10 protein-coding genes are annotated in these 13,088 nt (G+C 43.0%); 5 read left to right on the top strand and 5 right to left on the bottom strand.

Going from position 1 to position 13,088, the window contains the following annotated elements; genetic code table 11:
* The first annotated feature begins 405 nt into the window (after positions 1–405).
* Both D5E69_RS22345 and D5E69_RS22340 read left to right on the top strand, forming a co-directional pair.
* Positions 406–1,218 carry a Hachiman antiphage defense system protein HamA gene (locus D5E69_RS22345; protein WP_159130293.1) on the top strand — a complete coding sequence of 271 codons (813 nt, stop codon included), beginning with the start codon at positions 406–408 and terminating at the stop codon, positions 1,216–1,218.
* Positions 1,205–4,654, top strand: a complete 3,450-nt coding sequence (locus D5E69_RS22340) for a DEAD/DEAH box helicase (RefSeq protein ID WP_159130292.1) — start codon at positions 1,205–1,207, stop codon at positions 4,652–4,654. Before D5E69_RS22345 ends, D5E69_RS22340 begins: the two co-directional genes overlap by 14 nt.
* Before the next feature lie 362 nt (positions 4,655–5,016).
* Here D5E69_RS22340 and rluF read toward each other — a convergent pair whose 3' ends face one another.
* Together rluF and D5E69_RS22330 are read right to left on the bottom strand one after the other, a co-directional pair.
* Positions 5,017–5,724, bottom strand: coding sequence for a 23S rRNA pseudouridine(2604) synthase RluF (rluF, locus tag D5E69_RS22335; RefSeq protein WP_048004606.1), 708 nt, complete (start codon positions 5,722–5,724; stop codon positions 5,017–5,019).
* A 159-nt stretch (positions 5,725–5,883) separates the two neighbouring features.
* Positions 5,884–6,516 (bottom strand): LysE family translocator, encoded by a 633-nt coding sequence (locus tag D5E69_RS22330; protein WP_159130291.1) that lies wholly within the window; start codon positions 6,514–6,516, stop codon positions 5,884–5,886.
* Positions 6,517–6,764: 248 nt separating this feature from the next.
* Between D5E69_RS22330 and D5E69_RS22325 the strand changes: the two genes are divergently transcribed.
* A complete protein-coding gene (locus D5E69_RS22325; protein WP_249931538.1) occupies positions 6,765–7,868 on the top strand; it encodes a hypothetical protein in 1,104 nt (367 codons plus the stop codon).
* A gap of 18 nt (positions 7,869–7,886) precedes the next feature.
* A complete protein-coding gene (locus D5E69_RS22320) occupies positions 7,887–8,519 on the top strand; it encodes a copper homeostasis protein CutC (protein ID WP_159130290.1) in 633 nt (210 codons plus the stop codon).
* Positions 8,520–8,583: 64 nt separating this feature from the next.
* On the opposite strand, the gene D5E69_RS22315 is transcribed toward D5E69_RS22320, so the two are convergent.
* The 3 genes from D5E69_RS22315 to D5E69_RS22305 form a co-directional block, all read right to left on the bottom strand.
* Entirely contained in the window at positions 8,584–8,886 is a 303-nt protein-coding gene (locus D5E69_RS22315; RefSeq protein ID WP_159130289.1) for a nucleotide pyrophosphohydrolase, read from the bottom strand.
* Positions 8,887–8,938: 52 nt separating this feature from the next.
* Positions 8,939–9,520, bottom strand: coding sequence for an SMI1/KNR4 family protein (locus D5E69_RS22310; protein WP_159130288.1), 582 nt, complete (start codon positions 9,518–9,520; stop codon positions 8,939–8,941).
* Between the two features lie 124 nt (positions 9,521–9,644).
* Complete coding sequence (locus D5E69_RS22305; protein WP_063191822.1) at positions 9,645–10,643, bottom strand: tRNA dihydrouridine synthase; 999 nt, start codon at positions 10,641–10,643, stop codon at positions 9,645–9,647.
* A gap of 410 nt (positions 10,644–11,053) precedes the next feature.
* Between D5E69_RS22305 and D5E69_RS22300 the strand changes: the two genes are divergently transcribed.
* The gene (locus D5E69_RS22300) at positions 11,054–13,069 is read left to right on the top strand and encodes an alpha/beta fold hydrolase (RefSeq protein ID WP_159130287.1); all 2,016 of its coding nucleotides are present in this window, start codon (positions 11,054–11,056) and stop codon (positions 13,067–13,069) included.
* Positions 13,070–13,088: the final 19 nt, after the last annotated feature.

The raw sequence follows: 13,088 nt of genomic DNA, 5'->3' as shown, positions 1-13,088 counted from the left end.
GCCATATGACTCCTGTATGCCAAGAATAGCTGTGGCGGACATAGGGGTTGGTGCGCTGGTGACACGCCGTTTTGCCATGACAAACCGGACACAAAATGCATTGCCTTGGCGTTACGACACGAACCGTATTTGGATACTCAGTGGAAAAAATAGAAAAAGGGGTTGGAAGTAAAAGGTGAAATTTGTTACGATAGATACACAAAGCGAAAACTCCTCTCGTGGTTTGTCTCGTCAACAATTACGATACAGGAGTTTTCGCTTTCTTTGTACCCTTAAATGTAAATTTATTCTTTAAATGGGAGTCAACCACAAGTTGTGGTGATGAGCCAAAAAGTTTAAACGTTGGATATATTTGTTAGTTAGGGTAAAATTGAATTAGAATTACTTTAAAACGGGGGACTCTATATGATACGAGACTGGCTTAACCATTCGAAGCGAAGTAATCATGGATATAAATTTAATATAATAGATGTTTCCGAAACAGAAGTGAGAGAAGAAAAGTTATTTCCATCATGGCTTGCTGGGGAACTGCTTATAGCATATAAAAATCCAGAACACTTAAAAAGAAGGTATCTTAAAAGGAAAAAAGATGAATTACGTGAATATTTGAAGAATGAAGTATTCCCTGACTTATCTACGGTAATAGATAAAAATGTTCGACGTGGCGACTGGGGAGAAATTGTTTCAAGTTTATTTTTACGAGATGTTATGAATTTAGAAACTGCATTAATAAAACTAAGGTATAAGCTTAATAGGAAAAAATCCTCTTTTGGTATAGATGTATTTGGTGTTCAACTTGATGGCGCTGGAAAGGTCCGTAGCCTCTGTATATGCGAAACAAAGACAAAAATTACATACGATAAACAAATTGGTGTAAAAGCTCATGACTCACTTTATATAAATGATACATCTTCTATTATTACAATTGCAGATTTTATGTCTACTCTCTATTTTAATGAAGGTAATTATGATCTTTCTGATCAATTTGATGAAATAGTGCTACAAAAGGCCAATTTCCCAACTGACCATCATATCTTTTTGGTACATGAAAAGAGTTTATGGAATGAAGATATAATAATAGAACTAGATAAATTCAAAGGACTAAATCACGGACTAAATTTTAATGTTTTACTCATTGACGAACTTGACGAATTAGCAAATCATTGTTTTTCACTAGTACCTGATGTTGGGGAGGAAATTGTTTATGGAACTCCTTGAATATATTAATAAAAAAGAAAAACAAGTAGAAGAATTGATAGATTCTTCGTTTTTTAGGAACCAGTATGGTCAGATTTTCGCAAAAAAAATGGGGGCAAATTTCAAAGCAACCTATAATGAATCAACAATATGGGGTTATGCATTATTTCTAAGTTCAGCAAGTGCCAAAGTTTTGACTCACAAAGAAAGTCCAGTATGTATGCAAGGACTTAAAGTTTCTGCCGAACTATTTGAAACTTTTTCTTTAATGTCTGAAGAATATGACAAAGATTATGCTAAGGTTTTATCTGCACTTTGCTATGACTTATCAGGTTTTCAAGCTAATTCTTCGTGTATATTAAACTCGCTTGAATATAAAATTGAAGAAAATGAATCATTGGACATAAGTGTAAATAATTTATTCTCATTAGTGACTTTGCTATTAAGGAAGCAGCTACAGGCTATTAAACCAGCTGACATGCAACTTATAGGGGATTCTGATAATGAAATTGAATATTTTTGGAGAAAAGCAATTAGTGAATTTAGCAAGTTTCAGTTAACTGGAGTTAATGGCGATTTTTACAAAGATTTAGCGGAAGCAAAGGATTTAGCCCTAAATCTAAGAGATGCGACTCTCACAACTATATTAACATTATTAGAATTTAAAATGCATATTTCTTATCATCGTACAACTTGGACAGTATTATCGGAATTCATTGAAGAGTCATCTGAGATTTGGGAACCATATTTAAGGTTGCTTGCTACAAGTCCTTATTCAGATAATAAACTGCTACCTCCTGAAGAGAGATTATCTCAATCAGAGTTCTGGAAATCCCAAATTAATGCAATAAATAAAGGTGTATTAGAAGATAACAGAGGTTTTATTATTCAAATGCCGACTAGCGCAGGAAAGACCTTAATTGCTGAATTATCCATTTTACAACAGATCGGAAGTAACAAAAAGTGCCTTTATATTGCTCCTTTTCGTTCACTTGTCAATGAGGTGGAAAATAACTTAAGTAGTCGTTTATCGAAATTAGGCTATGTAGTTTCTAGCCTATCCGGAAGTTATGAGTTGAATGAACTTGATCAATTTTGGTTAAGAGAAGCTGATGTATTAGTTGCTACGCCTGAAAAGGTTGACTTCTTAATCAGAGTAAAGCCTGAGTTATTTGATGATATTTCTCTTTTTGTATTCGATGAGGGACATGTCTTAGGTAATTTAGATAGTAGATCAGCACAATTCGAATTACTTCTCACACGCCTTAAAAGATGGTTTACACCAAAACACAGCAGATTTTTATTTATTTCAGCAGTTATGCCTGATGCTGATAGTGATGAGTTTGCAAAATGGCTAATAAATAATGAACAATCAAAAATAGATTCACCTAAACAATACGATGGTCACGCATGGCAGCCTACAAGAAGGTTAATAGGTTACTTTTCATGGATTGGAACTAATGGCCAAGTTGAATTTAATAATTATGTTCAAGACATAGGTAGTAGATCTAAAAAGATTTTCATTCCGAATTTTATAAACCCTTTACAATGGAAAATCACCAAGGGGAAGAAGAAGAAAAGGGTTATCGAAAAGATTTTCCCTAATTTTACCAACAAGTCCGAATCAACAGCAATTTTAGCGTACCGGTATCTCCGGGAAGGATCAGTACTTATATATTGTGCTACAGTTGGCCGAGGTGGTGGGGGAGGTGTCTATAGCGTATTAAAAGCATTCTTGAAATTAATCGATATCTTAGATAATTATTATGATGCTGAAACACATTTTCCGAAGGTAGATGATAGTGAAGCACTGGAAGCTGCAATTAGGTGGTATGGAGAGGATAGCATAATAACACAATGTATAAGCAGGGGAGTAGCACCTCATTTTGGAGATTTAGCAGATGAAGTAAGAAAAGCTGTCGAAAGAGAATACGCGCAAAAAAAGTTAAAAATACTTGTTGCAACACATACGCTAGGTCAAGGAGTAAATTTACCAATAAAAACTTTACTGGTCTACTCCTTGGATATTATCCCAAACCCTTCTGAACGGTTATCAGTTAAAGTTAGGGATTTTTGGAATATAGTTGGTAGATCTGGTAGAGCAGGGCGAGAGACAGAAGGTCAGGTTGTTTTTGTTATTAATTCTGCAAGGGATAGAGCTTTATATAATGAATACTCCAATCCACTGAATTCTGAGCGCGTTAGAAGTATATTTACTGTTGCAATGGAATTACATCGTGAAGGAAGGATTTCTAAACAAGCTTTACAAGACATTATCGCAGAATACTCTGAACCTGCACTTATGAATTTTCTTGTGGAAGAAGTAGTTGATACTCCAGATCAACAACTAATGGAGTCTTTTGTAGGAGATACCTTATTTAAAATACAATCCATAGATGAAGATTCACAATATGTTAAAAGCATCTTACTTGAAACTGCTAATCGTTTTTGGAGTATTGAACCACGTGAAAGAAAAGTTGTATTTGCGAGAACGGGTTTAACTCTTGATTCATGCATTAAAATTGAAGAAACTTTACTAAGTACTCAAAATCTTAGTAAGGCATTTGAGGAAGAAAATGAAGTGGAATTTTTAAAGCTAGCACTAAAATGCTTAATATTATGTGAAGAAATGCAACCCAAAGAAACTTTAAAAAACGTTTCAATCGTGGGTAATACCAAGCTCGAACCTTTTATACTTTCGTGGATAAATGGGGATGATTTAGAAACGCTTAGAAGGTTGTGGTCAGATTCTGTTGGAGAAGAAAACGCAGATTTAATGAATGTTTACATAGAAGATTGCCTAGCTTATAGATATCCTTGGGGAATTACATCTGTAATCTTCATTGCATCGTATATATTACAGCGCGATTGGACTAGTCTTAGTAAGAGTATTTTAAGTCTCCCAGCAAAAATAAAAAGTGGATTGAACGATACTTATGCTTTGTGGTTGAAGGATATGGGTTTGATATCTAGAAAAGATTGTTTGCTCTTATCAGAGTCTTATGACGGCCCTATAGATTTACGTTCCTTTATAAATTGGTTTGTGAATCTTCAAGTGGAAGAAATTAATAAGTGTGGGATAAAATCAACTTACGGAATACGTAATATCTTTAATTTAATATCAAAAATTAATCTAAATGACAAAACCACAAGTAATTTTAATAAGACTAATTATTCCTTCAATGTGAAAGGAATACCGTATGAAGCAGAAAGAATTGAGGTAGCGAAACTTATTAAAGTGGGAGAGAAATTATTGTTAAAGAGACAGCAGGAGAATGAATTTGATTCATTTGCAATTCAAATTTTTCACCAAGATAAGCAACTTGGTTTTGTTCCAAGGGGACTAGCTAAGATACTTTCATTTCAAATGGATATTATGGGAGCGGAAATTGAATGCAGAGTCAAAAGGAAATTTGGAAGCAATATACAAGTTGTAACCAATTATAAATCAATTTAATAAGTAACTATCCAGGAATATTAAATTAACAATTCCTTTATGGGAGTATTCTAACTCAAGGTGATAACTTAAAACCCTTGGTATTTCTAAGCCCCTACTCTCAATAGAAGCTATATTTAGTAGTAATAAGTTTATTAACCAAGTGACAAGAAGTTTCGGATACTTAATCTTATAAATAGACATTTAAGAATTTGCAATTGAAAATAGACGAGAGATTTGTCTCTCGTCTTTATATGTTTTTTGCCTCTCAAATAACCACTGTGAACCGTATCATAAATAAAAAACAAAAAATAAAAGAGCAACGTTCCAAGATAAAACGAACGTTGCTCTTCTTTTTCAAGAGTAAGAAATTAGTCCCCCACTCACCACTCCCGAGCCTCATAATCCAACTCCCTAAACAACTGAGTCTTCTCTTTCTTAGACAGATCCCTCCACTGGCCAGGAGGCAGTTTCCCCAACTGGATATTCATGATCCGCGTCCGCTGCAATCGGTACACATTATACCCCAATACCTCACACATACGGCGGATCTGGCGGTTCAATCCCTGTGTCAGTGTAATTTGGAAGTCGAATTTTGATAGTTGCTCGACTTTACATGGGAGCGTTGTGGTCCCTAGGATTTTGACGCCTTCTGACATTTTCTTGACGAATTCAGGTGTAATGGGCTTGTCGACTGAGACGATGTATTCTTTTTCGTGTTGGTTTTCTGAGCGCAGGATTTCGTTTACGATGTCACCGTCGTTGGTCATGAGGATGAGTCCCTCGGAGTCCTTATCGAGTCGTCCAATGTTGAAGATTCTCAAGGGATGGTTGACGAGGTCGACGATGTTTCCTTTTACGCCTTTTTCTGTTGTGCTGGTGATGCCTACTGGTTTGTTCAAGGCAATGTATACGTTGTTTCGTGCGACCCGGATTGGGTTCCCGTCTACGACGACGTCATCTCCGGGGTTCACCTGGTCGCCGATTGTGGCGCGTTTTCCGTTGATGGTGACCCTACCGTCTTCGATGAGTCTGTCCGCACCGCGCCTGGACGCTTTTCCGGCTTCGCTTATATATTTGTTAATACGCATGGTAGCACCTCTTTTAATCCGATTGTTATCTTCCATACTAATATATTTTTAAGGAATCACAAAATGTTTTTAGGTAACGGGAATATATTGTAATTCTAAAGAAAGCCGATCAGACGAAATCTGATCGGCTTGTTTGCAATCTGGAGATTTTTATCTACTTTAGCTCGGAGCTTTTGTTTGAAGGAGTTTGATCCCCATCCCGATAAAGATCACTCCGGTTACTTTATTCAAGACCTGTCCAACCTTTTGGTTTCCCCTGAGCGTTTTGGTGACGTAGGAGGAGAAGTAGGCTACGAACAGGCACCAGAGCAACCCCGTTATGAAAAAGGTTAGTCCTAGTATCAAGAATGGGACGGGACTTGTGACATTGGGGTCTATGAACTGAGGCATGAATGCGATAAAGAATAGCGATACTTTGGGATTGGTGAGACTGGTCAGTAAGCCCTGGATGTAGATTTTTCGTTTGTTCATTGTGGTGCCTGTCGCTTGTTGGAAGGCAAGATTCGATTTATCTAGAATCATGCGAATACCCAGGTATACGAGGTACACGACTCCGATGACCTTGATGACATTGAATAAGAGAACGGATTTTACCAAGATCAAGGATAGACCAAACGCCACGAATAACGTATGGACTAGGGAACCGCTAATGATCCCCAGCACCGAGTAAATACCTGCTGTCCGACCTTGTGATATGCTTCGACCGACAATATACATCGTGTCTGCTCCGGGAATCAGGTTCAGTAGGATTCCCGTTAGAAGAAATACTTCAAAATGAATGACGCCAAACATACTTTTGCACCTCTTTCTTATTTCACAAGCCCTTTTTACTATATTACAAGAAGATCACCTGAAATTGTTAAAACATTTTAAATATACGATTATTCCTGTTTTCACGTGGTATGGTAAATGGTAAGGTCTCTACAAACTAGATACATTTGATATTCTGATAGAATTATAGTAAAAATGGTAAAGAAATCATTTGTGGTGTGGACGGATCATCATACATATGAAATACGTGTTGAAACAGGTGGGATAATGTGAAAAAACTAGTGATGGCAGGAGCTTTCTTTGGTGTGGTCCCGGGTTTGCTGTTGGCGGGCTGCTCTGAGGAAGCAAGTACTGAGAAGAAAGAGCCGAAGACGGAGCAGACCTCAAAGAAAGAGAATGAGAAGAAGAAAGAGGAGCCTGCGAAGAAGGAACCTGTGGCGAGCTATGAAGCGATCAAGCCATCTGAGGGTGCCGAGCCGATTGAGAGTCATTATACGAGTGAGCAGCAGTCGAATATGCCGACTTCTGAGGCGCATGGTGATGACACGACGAGAAGTGTGCCACTTGGGCAGACGCTTGCTAAGGATAAGGAAGACCAGACGGATGGTCCCTTAAAAGAGAATAGGATTGTTTCCTACTATGGAACCCCCCGTTCTGAGAACATGGGGATCCTAGGTGAGTACAGTCCGGATGAGTTGATGACCAAATTGAAGGAACAGACGAAGGCCTATTCTGAACTGGATCCGGATCGTCCGGCCATCCCTGCGATTGAATTGATCGCAACCGTGGCGCAGCGTAGTCCTGGGGATGATGGTCTGTATATGGTTCCGACATCTGAAGAGGATATCGAGACGTATGCGAAGCTCGCAGAGGAGAATGATGCACTGTTGATCCTGGATATTCAATTGGGGAAAGACACGATCATGCATCAAGTGAAACTGGTAGAGAAGTATTTGAAGCGTCCGAATGTTCACTTGGCCATCGATACTGAATTCCATGTGACAGACGGACAGGTTCCCGGTGAAGATCTGGGGCATGTAGATGGTGAGGAAGTGCAAGAGGCGATTGAGTATATTTCCAAACTGACTGAGGAGAACGACCTGCCAGACAAAATGGTGGTTGTGCACCAATTTGCCGATATCATCCTGAACAATAAAGACGCGATCCAGCCTACAGAGAATGTGGAAGTGGTGCTGAATAATGACGGTCACGGAATTGCTGGATTGAAGCGGGCAGGTTACCATCAGCTCGTCCATAATCAGCCGATCCAGTACGGCGGGTTCAAAGTATTCTACAAGAAGGATGAACCGGTCATGACGCCTGAAGACGTCCTGGAACTGGACCCTGCACCGGCTTTTGTAAACTATCAATAAGAAGTAAGGAGAACTAGCATGTTGAAGGAAGTCTGTGTCGAGAATTTCACGAAGGTCCCTGAAGCGATCGAAAAAGGTGCCCGGCGGGTGGAGCTATGCGATAACCTCGCCGTTGGCGGAACGACGGTCAGTCCCGGTGTGGCACAGGTCACGCTGGACTACTGCCGCAGTCGGAACGTGAAGGTCATGAGCATGATCCGCCCAAGAGGCGGCGATTTCGTCTACACTGTCGATGAAATCGAGATCATGAAGCGGGATATCATCCATCTGAAAGAGATCGGAACCGATGGCGTCGTCTTCGGCTGCCTGACTCAGGACGGTTGGATTGATGAGGAAGCCATGGTCACGCTACTTGAAGTAGCCAGTGGTCTTGAAGTTGTCTTTCATATGGCGTTCGATGCGATTACGGCTGAGTCCCAGCTGAAGGCCATCGATTGGCTGGTGGAGCATGGTGTTCATCGTATTCTGACCCATGGCGGTTCGTCGGATACGAAGATTGAAGATAATGTGGACCGGTTGAAAGCGTATGTTGAACATGCAAATGGTAGGATTGCGATTCTCCCTGGCGGAGGGGTGACCTCACGAAATCTGGAGGACATCACATCTTCGTTAGGCGTCACAGAGGCTCACGGTACGAGAATCGTTGATTAATGGGATAAAATAACGGAAATACCCCTTCTCGCTATGAGGAGGGGTATTTCATATGGTTCTCTATTCATTTCACGGGGTACTTCAACCCGTTCTTCACAATCTTCTCTTCCACGATCTCCTTCACATCGAACCCGAGCTCTGAGCACAGGGTAAAGGAATAAATCAGGATATCGGCAATCTCTTCGCGGATATTTTCAGTATTTTCCTCCAGTGCTTCTTCACTTGTGACCCACTGAAAGTCCTCGAGCAGCTCGGCGGCTTCAATGGAAATGGAGATGGCGAGATCCTTTGGGTTGTGGTTCGGTCTCCAGTTTCGGTCGTCCCGGAACTGGTCGATCTTGTTCATTAATTGTTGGATATCACTCATGGTTGTTGTCTCCTTTTACTGGTGTAGGGATTTGAAGGGCGTACCATTTGAATCACTCTTCTTCTTCCAAAAACACAAACCCGCCATCGATCAACCCCTGCACATACTCATTAAAACTGTCGGCGATCACCTTAAACTCATCCGGATCATGCAAAAAGCGGACAATCTGTCCGGAAACGCCTTGGTCGGTCGGGTTGAAATCGATGAATAGATTGGAGGTTCCCCCGTTATTCATACAGTCGGAGAAGTGGATGTACGTGCCGGGATACAGGCCGTCTTGATTGATCCTGGGATCGACGTCGTCTTCTTCATACTCAGAAAGATAAGAGGTGTCTACTTCTTCTTTTGAGCTGCCGATCATCTGCTGGGTGGACAAGAGGTAATAGGGATATCTACCGTCTTCGACATCGGAACCGAGGATGCAGACGGCGATCTTTTCTTCGCCGTATTGTCTCCAGAACGTCCCGTCGATGTTTTCAAGCAGGGACAGGAGTGATTCCGGGCAGTCTGGGTAGAGTCGTCTAAGCTGTTCAAGGTCTTCCGGGCTGGCACCGTGAGACTTTTTGAGTTCTTCCAATTCTTCTGGCAGCAGGTGCTCGTGTAATCCTTTGATGAAGTGGTTGATCAGTTCCATTGTTCCGCCTCCTTAAATGACCGAATGAAGTCATACAAATCTATGTAACTATTTGGAATAGTAGTGAAAAAAGGGGATAAAGTCAATCAAAAAAAGAAGAGCCTATGGGCTCTTCTTCATCGAATCAGGTAACCGAGAATCCCTTCTCTTCCTGGATCCCGATTTTCTCTGCATATTCATCCAACAGCGCACGTACTTCATCTGTCGATTCGGTTTCCATGAGGCGGTTGCGGAGTTCGCTTGCGCCTTTGAAGCCGCGGACGTAGATTTTGAAGAAGCGGCGGAGCGGTTTGAATGGGCGTGGTTCGAGTTCGTCGTTGTATTTGTCGTGAAGGTCGAGCTGCAGACGGAGGAGTTCAAGGAGCTCCTGGCTGCTGTGCTCTTTCTTCTCAGTTTCGAAGGCGAACGGGTTTTGGAAGATTCCTCGTCCGATCATGATGCCGTCGACTCCGTATTTTTCGGCGAGCTCAAGCCCTTTTTGACGGTCCGGGATGTCTCCGTTGATTGTAAGAAGCGTGTTTGGTGCGATTTCGTCGCGCAGCTTCTTGATCTCCGGGATCAGTTCCCAGTGGGCGTCCACGTTGCTCATTTCTTTTTTCGTCCTGAGGTGGATGGATAGGTTGACGATATCCTGCTCAAGGAGATGCTTGAGCCAGTCATACCATTCGTCCACTTCGGTGTAGCCGAGGCGGGTCTTCACGCTGACGGGAAGTCCACCGGCTTTTGCTGCCTGGATCAGCTCGGCAGCCGTGTCAGGACGGCGGATGAGGCCGGAGCCTTTTCCATTGGCGGCTACATTCTGCACGGGGCATCCCATGTTGATGTCGATCCCACGGAAGCCCATTTCCGCCATGCCGATGCTCATCTGACGGAAGTATTCAGGCTTGTCTCCCCAGATATGGGCGACAATCGGCTGCTCGTCATCGGTGAACGTGAGGCGGCCGCGAACGCTGTCCTTGCCTTTCGGGTGGCAGTAGCTTTCTGTATTCGTAAACTCTGTGAAAAATACATCAGGTCGTGCCGCTTCACTTACGACGTGGCGGAATACCACATCTGTCACGGCTTCCATTGGTGCCAGTATAAAAAACGGCCGAGGTAACTCATGCCAAAAATTATCTTTCATTGTATCGTTAAACCCTTTCCTTGAGGGAAATCGCGTTTCCCAAAATTAAAAAGTAACATGCTAATGGTCAAAATCCAACCAGTATATACTTTAATGGTTCTACAGGAAAAGTGCAAGGGAACCGGGCGCTCTGACCCGTTGTGTGACTCCATTTGGATCCAGTTAGTGTGCATTTTAACAGGTTTACAGGTAAAACGTAATGGGTTAAAAGTTACCATTTTAATTGACAGCGTTTTCTTTCGGGTATAGAATTAATTTCAAGTTGATACGCCGTGAGGAGACCGTGAGACACATTCAGGACCTTGAATTCCGTATTCAAGGGGGCTTGGTGTGTCTTTTTTTCGCTGGGTATGGGCTAATATTTCGTATATCGGAATAAATATAGAAATAAAACTTCACAGGGGGATAAGATGGGAAAATCAAAGAAAACCGTCGTTCTGTTGCTCGTGTCACTGGTATTGATTCTCGTTGGAAGCGTGGGAGCATCCCGCTTCAATAACTCAAACGGCAAGGTCGATGTATCGCGCATCTACTTTGACACGCCAAGGGGAGAACTGTCAGGGCTGCTGTATAAGCCTGACGGGGCGGATGAAAATCCGAGGCCTGCCATCGTCGCGACCCATGGGTACCTGAACTCTGCCGAGATGCAGGATGCCCAGGCCATTGAAATGTCGAAGCGGGGCTATGTGGTCCTTGCCCTCGATCAATATGATCACGGGCATTCGACGGGTACGATGGAAAAGCCGGTTCCGTTCTTCTCGTTCTGGCCGTTTTCCATGTATGATGCCGTGCAATATATGTATGATCAGGATTTCGTGCTGAAGGACGATGAAGGCAATGGGATCATCGCCGTGTCGGGGCACTCCATGGGTGGATTCTCCTCGACGCATGCCGTGATGCTCGATGAAGCCGACTTCCAGAAGACAGGAGTCAGGAAAATCTTCAGCTCCCTTACAATGGGGTCTGATTATCAGTGGCTGAAAACGATGGAGTACAGCCTTGAGGCCATCAATCAGTCATATGGACCGAGATTCTCAGGGAAGATTGCCGGAAAGTATGATGAGTTCTTCTTCGATGCCGATGCAACTGCTGCCGGGGCATCCGTAGTGAAGAAGGATTATATCAACACCGAGGAAGGAAAAAGCTTCGTCGGTGATCCTAGTGCTCCACAGGCAGGGAAGATCTACGATGTGAACGGTGGGAAACGGGTCATCTATGAACCGAATGAGACCCATCCGTGGAATCACTTCTCCAAGACCTCAACGGGATATGCCATCGATTTCTACAGCGAGGCATTCGCAGACTATAGCGATACGCTGAACGACACGTCAGGGCAAAGCTGGATGTACAAAGAGTGGTTCTCTTTCACCGCCCTGGTCGGTTTCTTCCTATTGTTCGTGCCGCTCATTTCGCTTCTTTCACGACTTCCGTTCCTGAAGAATGTGAGGACGAAATTCCCGGAACCAGTGCCTGGTCCAACGGCGAACGGGGCAAAGATCGCCGGATTGATCCTGGTCGTGATCGGCGGTTTATTCCCGGCCCTCTTCTTCTCGGCGCTCTATAGCGGTGATGTATCCGGTATGAGGCTGTTAAGGCAGATCAGTATGGTCCTCATCGCCCTGTCTGCTATCGGGGGCATTGCCTCAGCCATGAAAAAGACCGATCGCAACATGGGCGTGCTTGCACCGATCATGCTGGTGTTGAGCATCATCCAATACGTCTTCCTACGCTACCAAGGTAAGCTGACGGAAACGACGCAGTTCTTCGGTGCACCGACTGTGAATCCGATCCTCTACTGGGCCATCAATGTGGCACTGATCACCCTTATGATGATGATCGGGTATCACTATATCTCGAAAAAACCTGAGGGTGCTACCATCGCAAGCTATGGCGTGAGAGCAAGTGTGAAATCGGTCGTGGCTTCCCTTGTCACCGTCCTCATCGCTGTCGGGATCGGCTACGGGATCCTTTACCTTATCGATGGGATCTTCAAGGTCGACTTCCGTATCTGGACGGTGGCCGTGAAGACGTTTGAAGGGCATCACCTCTTCGCCCTTCTCAAATATGCGCCGCTCTTCTTCATTTACTACTTCATCGTCGGTTTGTCGGTGAATATGAATACGGCAACCACCAAGTACGATGGATTCAAGGGATATGTGATCTCTGCCCTCCACTTCATCGGTGGCTTGATCCTGTACCTTGTGTATCAATACGGATTGTTGTTCACCACAGGAACAGCCGGATACCCGTCTGAATCACTGTCCTCCATCATCGTGATCGGACTCGTACCCGTCCTGCTTGTGGCATCGATCTTCAATCGCTACTTCTACCGCAAGACCGGTAACGTCTATGTCGGGGCGTTCCTCAATACCGTGCTCATCACCTTGATCACGGTGGCCAATACGACGCTGTATACCATTTTATAAGGTTCTCACAAAAGTCCCC

Source organism: Rossellomorea marisflavi, assembly GCF_009806575.1.
Lineage (GTDB): Bacteria > Bacillota > Bacilli > Bacillales > Bacillaceae_B > Rossellomorea > Rossellomorea marisflavi_A.
The sequence above is the reverse complement of the archived record's forward strand: the minus strand, read 5'-3'. Positions and strand labels throughout refer to the sequence as shown.

What these genes read in the sequence shown, in the direction of transcription:
- D5E69_RS22345 (WP_159130293.1), top strand. Translation starts at nt 406, where the DNA reads ATGATACGAGACTGGCTTAACCATTCGAAGCGAAGTAATCATGGATAT.
- D5E69_RS22340 (WP_159130292.1), top strand. Translation starts at nt 1,205, where the DNA reads ATGGAACTCCTTGAATATATTAATAAAAAAGAAAAACAAGTAGAAGAA.
- rluF (WP_048004606.1), bottom strand. Translation starts at nt 5,724, where the DNA reads ATGCGTATTAACAAATATATAAGCGAAGCCGGAAAAGCGTCCAGGCGC.
- D5E69_RS22330 (WP_159130291.1), bottom strand. Translation starts at nt 6,516, where the DNA reads ATGTTTGGCGTCATTCATTTTGAAGTATTTCTTCTAACGGGAATCCTA.
- D5E69_RS22320 (WP_159130290.1), top strand. Translation starts at nt 7,887, where the DNA reads ATGTTGAAGGAAGTCTGTGTCGAGAATTTCACGAAGGTCCCTGAAGCG.
- D5E69_RS22315 (WP_159130289.1), bottom strand. Translation starts at nt 8,886, where the DNA reads ATGAGTGATATCCAACAATTAATGAACAAGATCGACCAGTTCCGGGAC.
- D5E69_RS22310 (WP_159130288.1), bottom strand. Translation starts at nt 9,520, where the DNA reads ATGGAACTGATCAACCACTTCATCAAAGGATTACACGAGCACCTGCTG.
- D5E69_RS22305 (WP_063191822.1), bottom strand. Translation starts at nt 10,643, where the DNA reads ATGAAAGATAATTTTTGGCATGAGTTACCTCGGCCGTTTTTTATACTG.
- D5E69_RS22300 (WP_159130287.1), top strand. Translation starts at nt 11,054, where the DNA reads ATGGGAAAATCAAAGAAAACCGTCGTTCTGTTGCTCGTGTCACTGGTA.